Consider the following 18,703-nt stretch of genomic DNA (forward strand, 5'->3'; position numbering starts at 1 on the left):
GGCCAGCTCAGCCGGTCAGCGCGCGGACCGCCGTTTCCGCCATCGTCCGAGCCTGCTCAGCGGTCCCGTTCCTCAACTCGACCTGCGCCCCGGCCCAGAAGTCGTTGTCCCGGACCGCGCTCACGGCGGCGCGGGCACCGAACGCGTCCGAAGTCGCGCACTCGGTCGACGTACCGCCACAGAACATCTTGACGTAGTCACGGGCGTTGCGGCGCAGCTCCTGCAAGCGCGGACGCCACCGGAACGCGTCCACGGGCGGCCGGGCGAAGGTCACCTGCAGCCGGGTGTCGCCTTCGGACAGCATGCAGGTGCCAGACGCGCCGTCCTTGATCGACGGGAACGCGGACCGCACCTTCTCGCACGAGAACGGCACGTCCGAGGTGGGCAGCGGTGGCGACATCTCGGCGCTCACGAAGTACCAGGGCTCGGCGCAGGCGAGCGCGACGACCGAGCCGGAGATGCCAGGCCCCTGGTACTCCAGGGAGAACCGGCCGTCGGAGCCGGAACTGTTGCTGCCCACCCGCCAGCCTCGCGAGCTGACCAGCTGCTCGACCGAGGAGCGCAGGCCGGACAGCGACGACACCTTGCCCGCCGCCACGATCCGGTCGACATCGGGATCCGGCATGGCCAGGGTCGACTGACCGGCGGGCACCTCGACCCCGGAGGCCGCGGGCAGCACCGAACCGGAAACGCCGGTCACCTCGCCAGGCACCACGAGGTCGGCACCCAGCGAGGACACGGGCTTGCCGGAGGACGCGATCGACGAGACCTTTGCGCAGTCAGCGGAGTTCGCCGCGGAACCCGACTGTCCACAGGAGACCACGAAGAGCAGCAGCGCCACCACGGCCAGCCTCACGAGATGCTTCCCTCCGCCGTCGACGAGCAGTACCGCACGCCGTTCAGCTTGTCGAGGTTGTCGAAGGTGACCTTGTAGCCGTTCAGCGTCGCACCGGGGTAGTCCAAAGCAGGCTTGCCGCCCTCCACCGCGTGCCTGGCCACGCCGTCGGAGCCGCTGGTGGCTTGGGCGATCAGGCGGCCTTCCTCGCCACCGTTGGGTCCGGTGGCGCGGGTGTAGAACGCCACGCGGCCAGCCGAGACGGGCGAACCGTCCGACGTCAGCACGGCCTCGAAGACCAGGGGCGTGCCGGAGGCCGGGCGGGCTTCGAGAGCGGTGTCAGTGCAGAAGGCACCGCAAGCCGTCGCCACCGTGGAGGTGGCGACGGCCAGCAACACGAGCAAGAGATTCCTGATCAACACGAACCGACATTCCAGTCGCTGATACCGAGTTGGGCGTCGGCGAACGGCGATGCGAAGTGCGCCAGCAGGTCGATCAGGTAGTCCGGAGCGGCATCACCGGGGTCCAGAAACATGATCATCTGCTGTCCGTCCGCGCCGCGCACGACGATACCGTTCGCGCCGGTCGCGACCTTGCCGGGCTTCGTCGACAGCTGCAGGCAGCCGATGTCGACGCCCAGCGCCGCCAGCTGCAGCTTGGAGCTGATCGGCCGGTACTGCTGGTCGTAGCGGTGGAACTGGATCGTGGTGGTGTTGCCCAGCACCAGGCTCTCGTCGTAGGCGTCGGGCAGCCCGAGCGGCCGTTCGATGCGGAACCTCAGGTTGACGTCGGCCTTGATGTCGACGCCGCTCGTCCCCACCTCGACCCGGTCGTAGTCGCCCCGGTCGAACGCGGGCATCACGTACCCCGCGAAGGCCGGCACGCCCTCGATGTTGAACGGGATCTTGGCCGGGCGGATCGTGACCGACGCGATGTCGTGCATCGCGAACCCGATGTCGGAGATCTTCGACGGCTTTACGCCGTAGTGCCCGCGCAGGGTCCCGGTGAAGAAGTTCACCGGGTCGGAGAAGAGCTCCTTGTCCACGTTGGTGTTCGGGATCTCCGAGGCCAGGATCAGTCCGGTGTGGAACTCGATCCGCGGCGTGCGCGGTGCCGAGGTGAACGTGACCGACGAGTCCTGCCCCAGCGCCGCCTTCGTGTCGCCGCCGAGGTTGTCGAACTCGAACGACACCCCGCTGATGCCCACCTTCAGCGCGTCCGGCTCGTCGCTGGTCGCCTTGATGATCGCGGCTTCCAGCGCGAACAGGCCGTCGAGCGTGCTGGCCGGCGAGCTGTAGGTGAAGTTCGGCGCGGTGATGCCCACGGCCTTCGCGTCCGTGGTGATGCCGAACTTCGCCGGCACGTCCGTCAGCTGCGCGATGGCGCTGGCCGGGTTGCCCTCGTAGGTGCCGGACGCCTTCAGCATCAGCTTGTTGATCGCCGTCGAGTTCTCGACGTTGATGTTCGTCGCCTTGCCGAACTCGGCCTTGACGTCCACCTTGCCGGGGATGGGGTCGAGCTGGGCCAACGCCCGCGCGGTGCCGAGCTTCGGCACGTTGTAGGCCTCGGCGTGCACCTCGATCGACCCGGCGTTCACCACACCGGCGTCGTACTTGAACTCCAGCCCGTCCTTCATGGAGATCGGCCCGAGCTTGAAGTCGATCGCCGCCGGCAAGTTCGTCAGCGTCACCTTGGCCTTCGCCCCGGTCAACGGCTCCGGTGTGAACACCGAGTCCGCGACGTAGAGCTCCAGCCGGTCGACCACCGGGCGGTAGTTGCTGAACGAGAACGAGCTCGTGGCCAGGTCGGCGGTCACCTCGGTCGGCAGCCCCGAGATGTTGATGATGCCGACCACGCCGTAGCAACCGCGGTCCGTGCAGAACGGGCCGTCGTCGGTCGGGCAGCCGTCGCCCGAGCACTTGCGGTCCACCACCGCGATGCCGTTGGCGAACTTCGGCGCGCCCAGGCCGTTCAGCGCGCCCTCCTTGCCCAGCCACGCCTGCAGTTCCAGCGCGAGCTGCCGGTCGGCGCGGTAGGTCAGCACGCCCTTGTTCGAGCCGATGGTCAGCGTCGAGGGCACCGGACCGAGCCGGCCCAGAGCAGCCAGCCGCACCGCACCGGCGAGACGAACGTCGGCGTCCAGGGCGATCGTCTGCGATGCGATGTTGAACTTCGTGGTGAAGTCGCCGCCCGTGTGCGTGTACTCGGCACGCGAGAACCCGCTCAGCGCCGCGCTGGCGTCGACGTCCTCAGTGGACTGGTTGTAGTGCACCGCCAGGTGTGAACCCGTTGGCGCCTGCGCACCTCCGTGGTTGGTCACCGCGAACGCGGCCGAACCCAGCGGTGCCGACTCGGCCGCGAGCAGGTACCTGCCCTCCGCCCAGTCCGCGGTGAACTTCGACGGGATGTTCCGCAGATCCCCGTAGGCGGACCAGGTGCGGCCGTTCACCGGGATGTCGCGGACCAGCGCCGTGACCGCACCGATCGGCGCGGACATCGTGACTTCCGCGTGCTTGGCCGGTGCGTCGACCAGCACGTCGGCCGAGGCCGGCACGTCGAAGACACCCGCGCGCAGGTAGCCGGACCGGTCGCTGGTCACGGTCAACGAGATCTCGTCGACCGGCGCGGAGTTGCGCATGCTCACCGACGTCCGGTCGCCGAGCGTGCCGACCACGTGCATCGACGCGGGCAGCTTGCCGACGACCGCCTTGGCCCGCAGCACCGGGAACCGCGCGTCGGTCGTGCGGGCGTCGGCTTCCAGGGTCAGCGTGCCCAGTGGCGCGGACGCGGTGTACCCGACGTCGATCTTGCCGTCCGCCACGTCCAGCGGGCCGACGGTGAGGTCCACCGGCGACGCGAGGCCGGACAACGTGGCGAGCGCCTTGAAGTCCGGCAGGCGCTCGACCAGCCCGTGCACGCCCACGTAGGCCTGCAGCGGCGCGGTCGGCCGGTAGTCGTCCAGCACGACCTTGCGCGCGTTCAGGTCGATGGTGATCCCGGTCGGCAGGCCCGGCAGGTTCACCGTGCCGACGACACCGAAGCACCGCGGGAACACCTGGCAGAACGGGCTTTCGTCCTTCGCACAGCCCGCACCCTCCGCACAGCCGCGGGCGACAGCGGCGACACCGTTGGCGAACAACGGCGCACCCAGCCCGTTCAACGCGGAGATCTTGCCGAACGCCACGTTCAACGCCAGCCCGACGTTGCGGTCGGCCGCGTAAGTGATCTTGCCGTCACCGACGTCGACGCGGATCGTGCTCGGCAGGTTGTCGATCCTGCCCAGCACCGAGTACCTGGTGTCGTCGACGTTGTTCGCGGCGAGCACCACGTCCGCGTCCACGAACACCGGATCGCCACCCGTGTCGGTGTCCAGCCGGAACGTCTGGTTGCCGGTCGACGCGCGTGAGTACTCGATGTGCGAAAGCTTCCGCACCGAGACGCTCGCGTCGAGGTCACCCGTCGTCTGTCGATGGTGGACAGCCGCGTGCAGACCCGCAGGCGCCGAAGTGTCCCTGTGGTTGGTCACCGCCAGCTTCGCGACACCCAGTGGCGCACTCAACGCGCGGAACCGCAGGTTGCCGTCCGCCCAGTCGGCGTCGAAGTCGGCGGGAACCGCTTCGAGATGTGTCATCGCGGTCCAGTCGCGGCCGGCGACCGGGAACCGCGCCACGACGTCCACGAGGTCGAGTTGCTGGGCGAGCTTGCCCTGCATGTGCTTCGCGACGAGGTCGACCAGCACCTCGACGCTCGTCGGCACCCCCGTCGTCAACGCGGAGAGGTACTTGTCGTCCTCCGGCCGCAGCTGCTCGACGTGGTCGGGGCTCGCGAACACCTCGATCCGCGAGATCCGGCTGGACGCCGTGTACTTGACCCGCGGCTTGTCACCGAGGTCGTACTCGACGTCCACAGTGGACGGTACGTCGAGCACGGTGCCGAACAACGTGGGACCGCTCTTGGTGTTCGTGTACGCGACGTGCACCCGGTCGATGACCTCACTGGCCCGGTAGGCGATCTTGCGCGCCGCCGTGTCCGCGTCGATCGACGCGGTCTTCGGCAGGTTCGAGATCTCCATCCGCGCCTTGTGCTCGGCGTCGATGTCAGCGGCGCCGACGAACGCCTGGCCGCCCGGCGAGAACTCGGTCTTCAGCCTCGTGCGACCGTCGAAGAACGCGTCAACCAGCTTGAGACCGCTGACCTGCGCGCTGGCACCGATCGCCTGGTCCCGCGTGATCACCGTCGCGTGGTCGCCCTCGAGCGGCGCATAAGCGCCGAGGTTCTTCGAGAACGCCAGGGTGGCCGAACCCAGCGGCTGGTCCGCGGTGAAGTTCGCGTGCTTGGCACCCCGGTCGACCTCGAAGTCGACCTTCGACGGCAGCTTCCGCAGCGCACCTCGGCCGACGATCGCCGGATCGCGGTCGTAGAAGTTGACGTCCAGCGACTCCAGCGCGCCGGAAGCCGTGTAGTGCGCGGAGATCTTGTCCTGCTCGGTCTTCAGCTGCGCGTCCCACCGGGCGGGCACGGCCTTCGCACCGGCCTGGACGGCCCAGTCGAGCCGGTCCTGACCGCTGTAGACGTAGTCGGCGAACAGCACGTCGGAGATCGCCGACGAAGCCAGGTAGTTGATGGTCGTCTCGCCACCGCTCACCGGCCGTGTCATCGCCGCGGACACCTCCGACGGCAACGTGTCGATCTTCAGCTGGTCGAACCGGTTCTTCCCGCCCTGGTTGGTCAGCACCTGGGCGTCGAGGTGCGTTTCGACGTCGCTGCGCGCATCGACGGTGGCCTTCTGCGGCCGATCCTGTGCGCCCATGTCGATGAACGCGTGCGCGTTGAACAACCGCGGCACCGGCGAGAACCGAGCACTGGCAACGGTTGGGTCGTACGCGTCGCCCTTGTCGTCGTCACGCACGGACGCGATGCCCGCGGTGATCGCGAACGCGTCACCCGCGCCGAGCTGCAGCAGCGACGCCTTGACGTCGAACACACCGCGCGCGATCTCGAACGGGTTCAGCGTGAAGATGCCGATCGTCGCCGTGGAAAGACTGGCGCCGCGGCGGAATCCGTCGTAGCCGAGCGAAACCCGCTTGTGGCCGGGCAGGTCGTAGACGCCCCACACGTGCGCGGGCAGGTCGCGGCCGGCGAACTCGCTGGTGGGCAGCCGCAACGTGACCATGGCGAGGCCCACGTTGATGATCCGCAGCAGCGCCTGGAGCTTCTCCTCCAGCGTGATCCTCAGGTTGTCCAGCAACGACTCCAGCTGCAGCTTCTCGATCAGCAGCTCGGGGTGCAGGATGATGTTCAGCGGATCCTTCAGCAGCTCCAGCACCACGTTGAGGCGCTTGGTCGCGTCATCGATCTGCCGCTGCACGTTGAGCAGGTCGCGGACCGGGCCGACGATCTCGCCGACCGCGACGGCGGGCAGCACGTCCGCGAGCACGTCGGGCGTGCGGTCACCCGTGACGTCGACGATCGCGGGCACGCCCAGCGGCAGGGTGAGCGAGCACGACACCTGCTTGGTCGCGGACTCCGAGCAGACCCGGTAGGTGATCCTCGGGATGCCGTCGGGCAGCTCGTTCAGCAACGCCAGCGGGTCGACCGGTAGCGGCGGCGGGATGTTGCCCGACGCGAGGGCGTCGATCAGCTCCTGCAGCGTCGCTCGCCTGGTCGGGTCGATGAACTGCGCCGACGACACCTGCGGCTGCAGCTTCGTGGCGTCGAGGTCGGGGGTGCCCTGCGGCGTGACCCGGCCGGCGTTCTTGAGCGTGGTCAGGGCGTCCGCAGCGGTCAGGTCGACCAGCTTCTGCCCCGGCTGCTCGGGCAGCGTCAGCTGGTACGGGCGCACCTGCGGATTCGGCACGACCGGTGCCTTCTCGACCGGCACCGTGCCGGGAGCGGGATTCAACCCGGGCAGCGCCGGAATGTCCTGCAGTGCTTTGGAACGCTCTCGCGGAACCTCCACGGATCCGTTCGGCCCCGGATCAACGGGCTGGACCTCCGGAATCGCCTGCAGCTGCGGTGCCACCTGAGCGTCTTGCTGCTGCACTTTTCCGGTCGGAATGTCTTTGTTGCTCACCTGCGCCTGTTGCGCTGGTGGCGGCGGTGGAGGTGGCTCTGGGTCAGCCACCGCGACTCTCGCGCCGAGACCGACCTGAGCCAACACAATTAATGCCACAAAGGCGCGCGAAAACGACCGTCTCAGCATCAGACCCCCTAGGTCTCCCCAAACCTGAGCCGGAGTCTTACAGATCGGCGGGCAATGCACTAGCAATATCAACCAAAGTGAGTATTGCTCCTTTTAATTGTGTCAAGCATTGTCGACAGCAGCACGTAGCCGCCAGGTAGCCCAACGGTGATTCACCCGGATGTCAGAAGACCACAGAAGCTAACGGCGAGCAACGTGCGACGACTTCGTTCGTACCGCGGCGGCACGGTGCACAGAACGGAATGATCATGGCAACGAAGAAGACAACACCGGACCCGCTGCCCAAAGTCGTGTACGCACAGGCTTCACCGAAGTCCATCGGCGGATCCTCCCTGTTCGACGCGACGCGCTCGATCGACCACCGCAACGTCGAGGCGTACATGTCCGAGGAACCGGTGGCCGCGACGCGGTGGCGCGGCTGCAGGCCGCCGGTTTCCAGGTGCTGCAGGTCTCGCCCTGCCAGGTCCGATCCCGCCTGGCCCGTTGGACGGGGTGTCGATCGAGGAGGCAGCGACGCTGTCGGCCTATCTGGCCGACCACGAGTAGCAGGAGGAGCATGGGGGTGTGAAGGCGGAAGCGAACGAACCGTTGTCGGCCGAGGTGGTCCTGCGCGATGTCGCGGGCGCCTCGGCCGTGCGGCAGTGGTTCGCCGGCCGCGGCTTCACGACGAGCGCCCCCGCGGGCGTCAGCTTCAGCGTCACGGGACCGCGCTCGCTGTTCGAGAGGACGTTCCACGTCGACTTCGACGAGGACAACCGGCCGGGCCGCGACGTCCTCGAACTCCCCCCGCCCGCCACCATTCCCGACGCGGTGGACGTCGTGACGTTCTCCGCGCCGCCGGACTTCGGCTCTGCCTCCTACTGAGGGGTGCCGGCCGCGATGTCCTGCACGACCTGACAGGTGTTCTCGACCGGGTCTGCGGCGTTGGCGTGCACGGCGAGCTTGCGGAGCAACGCCTTCAGGCTCGCCTGATCTTCGCGGGACAGTCCGGCCAGCACGTGCGCCTCGGCGTGCTGGAGTCGTCGATCGAGATCCGCCAGCCGAGTGCGACCGGTGTCCGTGGCGACGACGAGACGCGTGCGGCGGTCGGTGGGTGCATGCTGCCGGGTCACCAGAGAGGCGCGTTCGAGGTCGTCGAGCAGGTAGGTCATCACCGTGCGGTCGATGCCGAGCTGCTGGCAGAGCGCGGACTGGCTTTCCGGCTGGTCACGGGTGGCAGCAGTGAGGATCTGATAGCCGCGGTGGCCGCCCGGCAGGTCGCCCACCGCCAAGTTCGTCGCCTTGACGTAGGCGCGGAACACCACGCCGAGGGTCCAGCCGAAGTCTTCGTCGAGGGCGGTCACCGACCAATAATAGCGCGAGCAGAACGTCTGTAGAACAGAACATCTGTGTGGCATACTTTCGGCATGTCAGATTACGGCCACTCGCTCGAGTTCGGTGTGTTCCTGCCGCCCGCCGCCGACCGGTTCGACGACGCGCTGCGGCTCGCGCAGGCCGCCGACGTGCTCGGACTGGAGCTCGTGAGCATCCAGGACCACCCGTACAACGCCGCGTTCCTCGACACCTGGACGTCGTTGTCGGTCATCGCCGCGGCCACGTCCAACGTCCGCGTCTTCCCCAACGTCGCCAACCTGCCGTTGCGCCCGCCCGCGATGCTCGCGCGCGCCGCCGCGAGTCTCGACGTCATCACCGGTGGCCGGGTCGAGCTCGGCCTCGGCGCCGGGGCGTTCTGGGACGCCATCGCCGCCATGGATGGGCCGCACCGGACCGCGGCCGAGTCGGTCGAGGCGCTGGAAGAAGCCATCTCGGTGATCCGGACACTGTGGAGACCGGGGAGAGGAATCCGGTTGCAGGGCAAGCACTACTCGCTCAACGGTGCACGGCCCGGCCCGTTCCCCGCGCACGACATCGGCATCTGGCTCGGCGCGTACAAGCCGCGGATGCTGAAGCTGACCGGACGCATGGCGGACGGGTGGCTGCCGTCGGCCGCGTACGCGCCGCCGAACCAGCTGGCCGGGATGAACGCGATCATCGACGAGGCCGCGGAGGAAGCCGGGCGATCGCCGAAGGACGTCCGCAGGCTCTACAACGTCGACGGCAGCTTCACCGCCGAGCAGCTCGCCGAGCTCGCGCTGAACGAGGGCGTCAGCGGGTTCATCCTCATGGTCAACGGCGACGACGAGGTGCGCCGGTTCGCGGAGGACGTCGCACCGGCCGTGCGCGAGATCGTTGCGGGAGAACGGACTTCAGGCCCAAAAGCAGGTGACCGGCTCGGGGTCGTCCCGACGCCGGACGACGGCACCCGGCTGTCCGACGAACGCCTGTGGGACGAGACGAAGCGCCCGACCGGCCCGGCGCCGAAGGCCGACGCCGTCTACACGCCGTCCGGCAAAGCGCTCGGCAGGCAGCTGATCGACGTGCACGACCACCTGCGGCAGGAACTGGCCAAGGTCCGGTCGCTGGTCAAGCAGGTCGCGGAGGGCGCGCTCGACGTGGGCGCCGCCCGGTCCGAGATCAACACGATGACCATGCGCCAGAACAACTGGACCATGGGCGCGTACTGCGAGAGCTACTGCCGGCTGGTCACGATGCACCACACGCACGAGGACCGGTCGTTGTACCCGCAACTGCGGCGCGGTGACGAGCGGCTCGGCCCGGTGCTCGACCGGCTGACCGAGGAGCACCGGGTCATCCACGACGTGCTCGAACGCGTCGACGCCGCGCTGGTGGCGGTGGTCGGCGACCAGAAGCGGATCGTGGACCTGCAGGACGCCGTGGACGTGCTGACCGACACGCTGCTCTCGCATCTGTCCTATGAGGAGCGCGAGCTGGTCGAACCGATGGCACGAATTCCGTACCACTACTGAGTGCACCTCGGCGTGTGCGGGACCGAGTTGCAACCGAACGCCCAGAGACTGGAGGCGTGAACACCAGGAAGCGAGTTGATCCAGTCCGACGTGGACGTACGATTCTGGGTGCCACCTCGGTGCTCACGGCAGTCGCCGCGGGCACACGCGCCGCCGTGGGGTTCACCCACGAGGCCGAAACCGAGCTCGCGATCCGCGCGAAGAAGGGCCTCGACATCACGGTCGCGCTCCACACCGGACTGACCTGGGGCTGGCTCGTGTTCGCGGTGCTGGCCGCCGTGGCCGCGGTTCCGTTGCTCCTCAACGGTTCGGGCCGGGTGTTCGCGGCCGGGGTCTGCTACGCGCTGGGCATGCCGTTGCTGCTGCTCGGCATCGGTGTGCCCGCACCGGTTTCGGCGGTCAGGACGTGGACGTGGGTGGCGTGCGGCGTCATCGTGCTGCTCGCCGGCCTGGTCATGCTGACGTCCGGACCCGTGCCGCAGCAACGTCGTCGATCTGTGCGAACTCGCTGAAAATCGCGGCGAGGCCTGGCATGGTGTCGGCCATGATCGAGACAGCCCGCCTGGCGGGGTTCTTCGCCGCCCACGGAGTCTGGTGCGTTTCCGAAGGAGAGACGCTGGTCCCGTTGATCGGGTACCTGCACCCCGACGGCGAGTACGGCATGGACAGGCTGATGTACGACGACTACGCCGAGGGCGCCCGCGTCGGCCGGGACGCGCTGGCGGACGGCGATCCCAGCTGGGTCGGCGCCGTGCTGGTAGCCGACGGCTACATCCACCTGGAACAAGGCAAGACCGACGCGTTGATCATCGAGGCCGTCCAGTACGGCCCGTACCGGCAGAGCATGCAGGTCGCGCTGCCGTACCGGCCTGCCGACACCCCGCACGGGTTCGCGGTGCACAGGCCCAAGTTCATGGACGCGGACTGCAACGACCCGGCGTTCGACGCGATCGGTGAGGCGTTCTTCGTCGGTGCCGCTTCCCACACGGAAGCCAACGCCGTGTGGGAAGCGCACCTCGACGAGTCCGTCTAGCGCCGCGACCGCCAGCCTTCGCCGCGTCTTCGGCGCTCAGCAGGGCGCCTCGCGGCACGGCCCCACGACCACATACAACCAGTATGAGGACGCGGGGCCGGCACCACGATGCACCCGTCTGACCACCGAACACGGGGCAAAGGCTGACGGCCACGGCACTAACGCGCGGACACGACGGTGCAGGTGGCGCTCGCCTGCTTGTTCGGGTTGCTCTCCGAAACGGCCGTCAGCGTCACCTTCGACGTCATCGAGCCGCCGTTGCGCTGAGCGTGCACCGGCACCTCCACCCTGCCACCGAACTTGGCCGTGGCGAGGGCGTTGGGCACCGAGACGGTCCACCCGTTCGCAGCCGTGGCCGAGACCCGGTACACGTCACCGTCGATGTACTGCGTGACGGGCTCCGGATGCTGGGAGGTGGGCGGCGCGGAACGGCCGGTGTTGACCACCGGGAACCGGCAGGTCGCCACGCCGTCCTGGGTGCGCGCCTGGCCCGGCAGCACCTGCACACCGCGCTGCTGCGGACCGGCGCCGTCCAACGACCGGATCGCCACGGTGTAGGACAGGATGCCGCGCCCGTCGCGGTGCACGTCCAGGATGTAGAAGTGCAGGCGGTTGGCCGTGTCGACGAACTCGTACTCGCTGCCCGAGTTGGTGCCCGCGTGGAACAGCGCGTCCGACAGCTGCCGGTAGTCGCCGACCGTGATGGGCACCTTGGTGCCGTCGGGCAGGACGTAGTCGGTCATGCCGATGTCCTGCGGGTTCGAGTCGATGACCCACGTGAACGGGGCCGTGTCCTGGTTCTTCGTCTTGGCCAGCAACACACCCGCGTCCGGCGTGAACGAGTCGGCGCCCATCCGGTCGACGACTTCGAGCGTGTAGTTGTTGTAGCCGCCGCCGTCGCAGAACGGGTTGGTGTTCACGTTGCACGACGGCGTCTTGTCGCCGGTGCCGAGTGCGAGGTTGATTCCGGTCAGGCCGTTCGCACCGGGATTGACCTCGCGGGCGGTGATCTTCGCGATGACCGTGCCGGAACCGGAGAGCGCTTCCCTGGACAGCCGCAGCACGTTGCGCTCGTCGATGATGCCGAGCTTGATCTTGTTGCGCAGCGTTTGCTGTGCGCCGAGTGACCCGCCCGCGGTCGCGGGGATGGTCCAGCGCGAGTGCGGGCCACCGGGACCGTTGAACGCGCCGCGCGACAGCATGTCCCACGGGCCGCTGTAGTCGCGGCGCGGCGGGCTGCCGTACGGGTTGTTGTAGTTGTCGCCGATGCCGAGGATGTGGCTCAGCTCGTGCGCGTACACGCCCTGGCCGGAGCTTTCCGCCTGCGTCGACGAGCCGCCGCCCGCGTTGGGCCAGATGCTCGACCCTGCTGCCCACGACGTCCAGTCGACGTACCGCGTGCGCGACCAGTTCGGCAGCGCGGGGTCCGGCGGGCCGAAGTCGTCGGTGACGTCCTCCTTGGTGCGGAACTTCATCATCCCGAACTCCTGCCAGGTGCCGGACTCGTCCTGGCCCGCGGACAGGTAGTAGATGAAGTCGTAGCCGGCCGGCACCTCGCCGCCGACGTCCGCGACCCACGCGGCTCGGCCGTCCGTGCGGATGTTGCGGTTGCACGAGTCGCCGGCCGGGCATGCGGTGCCGCCCTGGAACTCCATGGCGTACTCGTGGTCCTTGCCCGGCATCGTGTACGGGCCGAACGCCTTCAGCTCGACGCCGTAGCGCCCGCCGGAGGTCTCCATCCAGTACTCGTGCACGGTGTGGCCGCGGTTGAGGCCGTTCGGCTTGTTGAGGAAGTCCTGGTAGAACTGCGCGACCTCGTTGCGCGGCACGCCGTTGGCCTCGGCGCTCGGGTTGCCGAACACGGTCGAGTTCTTCGGTTGCGTGACGACGAACGGCTGGTTCGGGTAGTCCAGGAGGACCAGCGCGCCCTTGAAGTTGCGCACCGAACCACGCACCGACGGGTCGGCCCAGTTGGTGCCGGGGATCTTCTTGTAGTCCCGTTCCCACGTCATGTGGTCGGGGTTGACCCAGTTCTGCGGGTCGACGGGGCCGGGGAAACCGGCGAGGGAGGCCACGCGGGCGGCGTCTCTGGACTGCTGCCAGGGCTGCTGCTGGGGCCAGTGGTCGTACTGCCACGGATGCGTTGGCTGGTCAGGGGATGCGGCCGAGTTGCCGGCCGTGACCATCGCGACCGAGAGGAGCGCGGTGATCAGCAGGGCAGGGCGCCGTTTTGAGCGATCCATGCCTCCACCGTGGTGCAGACCAGCCTCGGCCAACCACGGCCGATCGTCGGTTGACCACTACGTCTCGCATGGCAGCTTGAGACGAACGGACGCACCCCGGCCGTTGGGCACGAACCTGACGGAACCTCCGTGCACCGCAACGATGTCCGCCACGATCGCCAGACCGAGGCCGGAACCGGGCAGGCCGCGGGCGGCAGGCGCGCGCCAGAACCGCTCGAACGCCGATTCCCGGTGCTCGGCGGGCAGTCCGGGGCCCTCGTCGGTGACGGTGAGCCAGCCGGGCCGGGAGCGGACCGTGATGGTGGAGCCGGCCGGGCCGAACTTCACCGCGTTGTCCAGCAGGTTCAGCACGCTGCGTTCGAGCGCGGCCGCGTCCCCGACTGTCTGCCACGGCGAGCGGTCGACGTCGAAGACGTGGTCGTGGGCACGGCTGCGGGCGCGGTTGACGGCGCGGTCGATCACCTCGGCGACCTCGACCGGTTCGCGGGCCAGCTCGCGGTCGTCGCGGGCCAGCACGACGAGCTCGGTGACCAGGTCGCTGAACTCCTGGCTCTGGGCCTGCAGCCGGTCGAGCACCTCGTCGCGCTGGGGCAACGGGCGGCCGGTGCGTTCGCTGCGCACCAGCAGATCGATGTTGGTGCGCAACGAGGTCAGCGGCGTGCGCAGCTCGTGAGCGGCATCGTTGACGAGATCCCGTTGGCGGCGGCGGGATTCCGCGAGGGCGGCGGTCATCGACGTGAAAGCGCGGCCGAGTCTGCCGACCTCGTCCTGGCCCGAGACGGTGACCGGCGTGGTCAGGTCCTCGGTGCGGGCGATGTGCTCGACGGTCTCGGTGAGGCGTTCCATCTGGGCGAGCGCGCGTCTGGTCAGCCACTGGCCGAGCCCGGCCACGAGCAACGTGCCGAAGATCGACACGCTCAGCAGGACACCGCCGAGCGCCGTCAGCGTGTCGTCGATCTCCTCGAGGCTGCGGCTGAGGATCAGGACCTCGCCGTTGTCCAGCGGTACCAGCAGAACCCGCACCGACGTGCCGGACGCGGTCAGGCCGTCGCGGAACGTCGTGGTGCTCGTCTGCTGGTCGCCGGCGACGTCGACGACCGGGTCGACGCCGGGTGGTGCGCAGGTGCTGCCGTCCAGCTTGAGCAGCTGGATGCCCTGGAGGACCTGTTGCAGCCCTTCGCCCGGCACGGCCGCGTCGCAGCGCAGCTTGAACTCCCGCCGCATCCCCGGCTCCGGCGGCCGGGTGACGGGCGGTGGCAGGCTCGCCAGCAACGACTTGTCGAGCTGGGTGCTCAGGTTGTGCTCGGTGACGAGCCAGGTGACGACGCTGATGCCCGCGATCGCGACGGCCACCACGCAGGCGGTGATCAACGCGAGTTTGCTGCGCAGCAACACCGGAGCTTTCACGGTGCCGACTCGCGCAGGATGAACCCCATGCCGCGCACGGTGTGCAGCAGGCGGGGGCGGCCGCCGATCTCGGTCTTGCGGCGCAGATAGCCGATGTACACGTCGAGGTTGTTGGTGCCGTGGTCGCGTCCCCACACGGCGTGCTTGAGGTGTTGCTTGGTCAGCAACCGTTCCGGGTCGCCGAGGAACACGGCCAGCAGGTCGAACTCGGTCGGTGTCAGGTCGAGCCGCTCGTCCCCGCGCACCACCTCGCGGGCCTGCGGATCCATGCGCAGATCGGCGAAGTGCAGCAGCCGCGGGATGGTCTTCTGCCGGTTCTGCTTCAGGAGTGCGCGGACGCGGGCCAGCAGCTCTTCCAGTGCGAACGGCTTGACCAGGTAGTCGTCGGCGCCGGCGTCCAGGCCGGTCACCCGGTCGCCCAGCGCGTCCCTGGCGGTGAGCATCAGCACGGGCAGACGCTCCCCTGCCGCACGCAACCGCCGGCACGCCTCCGAACCGTCGACGTTCGGCATCATCAGGTCGAGAATCGCCAGGTCGACGCCCCTGAGCGAGCGCAGGGCCTCGGCACCGTCCGCGGCCGTGGTGACCTCGTAGCCCTCGAACTCGAGGCTGCGCCGCAGACTGTCCCGCACGTCCGGGTCGTCGTCCACCACGAGCAGTCGCATGGGGCGACGGTAGAGCCGAAGTCTGTGAGCCAGCTGTGCATCGCCGTCCTCACGATTCTCTCAGCAAAAGCCAAGGACGTTCTCACGACCGCGTCAGCAGGCTCGGTTTCACAACGGTCACCACGGTGTCCACAGTGGAACGGAGAACCAATGGCGGTGAGCACCGCGCAGGCCACGGGGACGGTCGACATCATGATCCCCGTCTACAACGAGGAACGTGCCCTTCCCGGCTGCGTGGAGGTGCTGCACGAGTTTCTCGAGTCGCAGTTTCCGTTCGACTGGTCGATCGTCGTCGTGGACAACGCCAGCACCGACGGGACGTTGACGGTGGCTCGGCAGTTGGCCGAACGGTACGAACGGGTGCGCGTGCACCACCTCGACCGCAAGGGCCGCGGCCTGGCGTTGCGGGAGTCGTGGGGCTCGAGCGTCGCAGCCGTCGTCGTGTACATGGACGTCGATCTCTCCACCGGGCTGGACGGGCTGCTGCCGTTGGTCGCGCCGCTGCTCAACGGGCACTCGGACCTCGCGATCGGCTCGCGGCTCGCGCCGGGTTCACGAACCGTGCGCGGCCCTCGGCGCGAGCTGGTTTCGCGCGCCTACAACGCGTTGATCCGGCTGACGCACGGCGCCCGGTTCAGCGATGCCCAGTGCGGCTTCAAGGCCGCGCGGACCGACGTCATCCGGCCGTTGCTGGGCCAGGCGCGGGACGAGGCGTGGTTCTTCGACACCGAACTGCTGCTTCTGGCCGAGCACAACGGTTTGCGCGTGCACGAGGTGCCGGTCGACTGGGTCGAGGACGTGGACAGCCGGGTCGACGTCGTCGGCACCGCGATCGACGACATCAAGGGCCTGATCCGAGTGGCACGTGCGAAGGCCAACGGTACGGCGCTCGTGCGCGGACTGCCGCAACGACCGCAACCACGTGCCATCCACCCGGACGCCGTGCTGAGCCGCAGCGAGGGCGGGCTTTCCTGGCAGATGCTGTCGTTCGCGGTCATCGGAGTGATCTCCACGCTCGCGAACCTGGCTCTGTACGGCGTCTTCCGGCTGTGGTGGCCGGTGCTCGCGGCCAACCTGGCCGCGCTGGTGATCACGACCATCTTCAACACGGAGGCCAACCGCCGCTTCACCTTCACGGCCCGCAACACCACTCGCGGCAAGACGCACCTGCAAGGCTTCGTGGTGTTCGGCCTCTACTACGCCTTCACCTCGGCCGCGCTGCTGGTGTTGCACGCGGCCACTGCCAACCCGCCCCGCCTGCTGGAACTGGCGGTGCTGCTCGGCTCGTCGGCCATCGGCACGGTGGGGCGCTTCTTCCTGTTGCGGAGCTGGGTGTTCCGCCGGGACGACCGAAAGGACCCCGCATGACCGCCGCTGCCGCAGTGGCCGCTCCGGCCGACTCACCGGCCGAGGCAACCTCGTCTTCCCGTTGGCACGTTTGGGCGCTTCTTGGAATCTGTGTGGTGGCAGGGGGTTTGTACGTCTGGGCGATCGGCGCCGGCCAGATCGGCAACGCGTACTACTCGGCCGCCGCGAAGTCGATGTCCACGTCGTTCACCAACTTCCTGTTCGGCTCGTTCGACCCGGCCGGCGTGGTGACCGTCGACAAGCCGCCGATGGCGTTGTGGCCGCAGGCGATCGCTGTGTCCGTGTTCGGCTTCCACGGCTGGGCCGTGCTGCTGCCGCAGGTGATCGAAGGTGTGGCGGCGGTGTTCCTGTTGCACCGCACGGTTCGGTTGTGGGCGGACGAGAAGGTGGCGTTGCTCGCCGCGTTGATCCTCGCTTTGACGCCGATCACCGTGGCGATCAACCGGGACAACAACCCGGACACCCTGCTGGTGTTGCTGCTCGTGGCTGCTGCTTATGCGTCTACGCGGTCGGTGCAGTCGGCTGAGGGACGGGCGCGGACGCGGTGGCTGCTGTGGTGCGCGTTCTTCATCGGGTGCGGGTTCCTGACGAAGATGCTGCAGGCGTGGATCGTGGTGCCGGGGTTTGCGCTCGCCTATCTGGTCGGTTCTGGCGCGCCGGTTCGGCGGCGGGTTCTCGACCTGTTGGCGGCGGGTGGCGTGCTGGTCGCGTCGTCGTTCTGGTGGGTGGGGCTGCACGCTTTTTGGCCAGGGTCCAAGCCGTACATCGGGGGTAGCACCGACGGTGGCGCCTGGGACCTGATCATCGGCTACAACGGGTTGGGCCGGGTGTTCGGTGGCAGCGGGAACCGGGGTGGGGGTTCCTCTGGCCAGGTCATCGGCCAGATGCCTCCCGGACAGGTGCCGTCCGGTCAGGTGCCGACTGGTCAGGGGCCGATGGAGTTCGGCGGGCCCGGCGGTGGCGCGATGTTCGGCGGACAACCCGGCATCACCCGCATGTTCGACGCCTCGGTCGGCGGCCAGATCTCCTGGCTGTTGCCGTTGTGCCTGCTGATCCTGGTCGCGGTGTCCGTCGCGGGCGTGCTGCGGTGGCGCCGCAAGGTTCCGGGCAACCCGGCCGAACGCGCGGGCTGGTTCATGTGGGGAGGCTGGCTGCTGGTCACGGCGGCGGTGTTCAGCTTCGCGCAGGGCATCTTCCACCCGTACTACACGACGATGCTCGCGCCGGCCGTCGCCGCCATCAGCGCCGCCGGGCTCGTGATGTTCTGGCGTGCCAGGAGCTTCGTGCGGTTCCTGCTGCCGCTCGGGATCGCAATCACGGCGGCATGGGCGTTCGTGTTGGTGTCCCGAGACACGGCGTTCCACGGGTGGACCCGCTGGGCCGTGCTCGGACTCGCGGCGGTGGCGATCGTCGTGCTGCTGGTGGGACTGCGCCGGGCCGGGCTGGTGGCCGGTCTGGTCGCGATGCTGCTGGTGCCGGCGGTGTGGTCCACCGCCGTTGCCGCATCAGCCGGTAGCGGTGGAGTGATGCCCGCGGCCGGACCGGCGGTGCGAGGTGGTGGCGGCTTCGAGATCTTCGCGGACGGGCAGCAGCCGCCGAACGGCATGCAGCCACCCAACGGCCAAACCCCTCAACGCGGCAACCGCGGACAGATGATGGGCGGTCCCGGCGGCGGTCGTGCCGAGCTCACCGACGAGCAGAAGCGGATCCTCGCCTACGCCGAGGAACACGGGAACGGCGCCGAGATCACCCTCGCCATCGCGGGCTCGGCGCAGGCAGCCTCGCCGTACATCATGAGCACCGACGAGGTGGTGATCGGCATGGGCGGGTTCTCCGGCTCGGACAACGCGCCGTCAGTCGAGCAGCTGCAGCAGTGGGTGAGCGAGGGCAAGCTGAAGTTCGTGCTCAGCGGCGGTGACCGCGGGCCCGGTGGCGGCCGGAACGACCACGGCCGCCAGGCGTGGATCCAGCAGCATTGCTCCACAGTGGACCCGAGCGCTTACGGCGGTGGCACCCAAACCCTGATGGAGTGCCACGCGTGAGAGCGGTGCGCCCAGGCCGAACGGCCCTGGGCGCACCGGGT

The 18,703-nt window shown here is 68.7% G+C and carries 13 protein-coding genes; 6 read left to right on the forward strand and 7 right to left on the reverse strand.

Translation table 11 applies throughout. From position 1 onward, the window contains the following. Positions 1 to 7: 7 nt before the first annotated feature. Genes DI276_RS28025 through DI276_RS28035 form a run of 3 tightly spaced genes read right to left on the reverse strand, consistent with a single transcriptional unit; the run spans position 8 to position 6,908 of the window. A complete protein-coding gene (locus DI276_RS28025) occupies positions 8 to 856 on the reverse strand; it encodes a hypothetical protein (RefSeq protein WP_112268711.1) in 849 nt (282 codons plus the stop codon). Then, positions 853 to 1,254: a hypothetical protein gene (locus tag DI276_RS28030; protein WP_198680961.1), complete on the reverse strand. Its 402-nt coding sequence runs from the start codon at positions 1,252 to 1,254 to the stop codon at positions 853 to 855. Before DI276_RS28030 ends, DI276_RS28025 begins: the two co-directional genes overlap by 4 nt. Continuing rightward, positions 1,251 to 6,908, reverse strand: coding sequence for a hypothetical protein (locus DI276_RS28035; protein ID WP_157984999.1), 5,658 nt, complete (start codon positions 6,906 to 6,908; stop codon positions 1,251 to 1,253). Before DI276_RS28035 ends, DI276_RS28030 begins: the two co-directional genes overlap by 4 nt. Before the next feature lie 693 nt (positions 6,909 to 7,601). Between DI276_RS28035 and DI276_RS28045 the strand changes: the two genes are divergently transcribed. Then, positions 7,602 to 7,901: a hypothetical protein gene (locus tag DI276_RS28045; RefSeq protein ID WP_112268719.1), complete on the forward strand. Its 300-nt coding sequence runs from the start codon at positions 7,602 to 7,604 to the stop codon at positions 7,899 to 7,901. Here the strand turns inward: DI276_RS28045 and DI276_RS28050 are convergent. Then, positions 7,895 to 8,380 (reverse strand): MarR family winged helix-turn-helix transcriptional regulator, encoded by a 486-nt coding sequence (locus DI276_RS28050; RefSeq protein ID WP_232836970.1) that lies wholly within the window; start codon positions 8,378 to 8,380, stop codon positions 7,895 to 7,897. The genes DI276_RS28045 and DI276_RS28050 overlap by 7 nt on opposite strands. A gap of 63 nt (positions 8,381 to 8,443) precedes the next feature. On the opposite strand from DI276_RS28050, the gene DI276_RS28055 reads away from it, so the two are divergent. The 3 genes from DI276_RS28055 (at position 8,444) to DI276_RS28065 (ending at position 10,937) form a co-directional block, all read left to right on the forward strand. Next, the gene (locus tag DI276_RS28055) at positions 8,444 to 9,904 is read left to right on the forward strand and encodes an LLM class flavin-dependent oxidoreductase (protein WP_112268723.1); all 1,461 of its coding nucleotides are present in this window, start codon (positions 8,444 to 8,446) and stop codon (positions 9,902 to 9,904) included. Positions 9,905 to 10,023: 119 nt separating this feature from the next. Further along, positions 10,024 to 10,416 carry a hypothetical protein gene (locus DI276_RS28060; RefSeq protein ID WP_112268725.1) on the forward strand — a complete coding sequence of 131 codons (393 nt, stop codon included), beginning with the start codon at positions 10,024 to 10,026 and terminating at the stop codon, positions 10,414 to 10,416. Positions 10,417 to 10,448: 32 nt separating this feature from the next. Next, a complete protein-coding gene (locus DI276_RS28065) occupies positions 10,449 to 10,937 on the forward strand; it encodes a hypothetical protein (RefSeq protein ID WP_157985000.1) in 489 nt (162 codons plus the stop codon). 158 nt (positions 10,938 to 11,095) lie between these two features. Here DI276_RS28065 and DI276_RS28070 read toward each other — a convergent pair whose 3' ends face one another. From DI276_RS28070 to DI276_RS28080, 3 genes are read right to left on the reverse strand one after another with little or no spacing between them, the layout of a single operon-like run. Then, positions 11,096 to 13,180, reverse strand: coding sequence for a M6 family metalloprotease domain-containing protein (locus DI276_RS28070; RefSeq protein WP_112268729.1), 2,085 nt, complete (start codon positions 13,178 to 13,180; stop codon positions 11,096 to 11,098). A gap of 57 nt (positions 13,181 to 13,237) precedes the next feature. Continuing rightward, positions 13,238 to 14,587, reverse strand: coding sequence for a sensor histidine kinase (locus tag DI276_RS28075; protein ID WP_232836971.1), 1,350 nt, complete (start codon positions 14,585 to 14,587; stop codon positions 13,238 to 13,240). After that, on the reverse strand, positions 14,584 to 15,252 hold the full coding sequence (locus DI276_RS28080; RefSeq protein WP_112268733.1) for a response regulator transcription factor: 669 nt from the start codon (positions 15,250 to 15,252) through the stop codon (positions 14,584 to 14,586). Before DI276_RS28080 ends, DI276_RS28075 begins: the two co-directional genes overlap by 4 nt. A gap of 150 nt (positions 15,253 to 15,402) precedes the next feature. On the opposite strand from DI276_RS28080, the gene DI276_RS28085 reads away from it, so the two are divergent. After that, positions 15,403 to 16,620 carry a glycosyltransferase gene (locus DI276_RS28085; protein WP_112268735.1) on the forward strand — a complete coding sequence of 406 codons (1,218 nt, stop codon included), beginning with the start codon at positions 15,403 to 15,405 and terminating at the stop codon, positions 16,618 to 16,620. Between the two features lie 95 nt (positions 16,621 to 16,715). After that, positions 16,716 to 18,662, forward strand: coding sequence for an ArnT family glycosyltransferase (locus DI276_RS28090; protein WP_232836972.1), 1,947 nt, complete (start codon positions 16,716 to 16,718; stop codon positions 18,660 to 18,662). Positions 18,663 to 18,703: the final 41 nt, after the last annotated feature.

The sequence above is a fragment of the Lentzea terrae genome, from assembly GCF_003265345.1.
Taxonomy (GTDB): Bacteria; Actinomycetota; Actinomycetes; order Mycobacteriales; family Pseudonocardiaceae; genus Lentzea; species Lentzea terrae.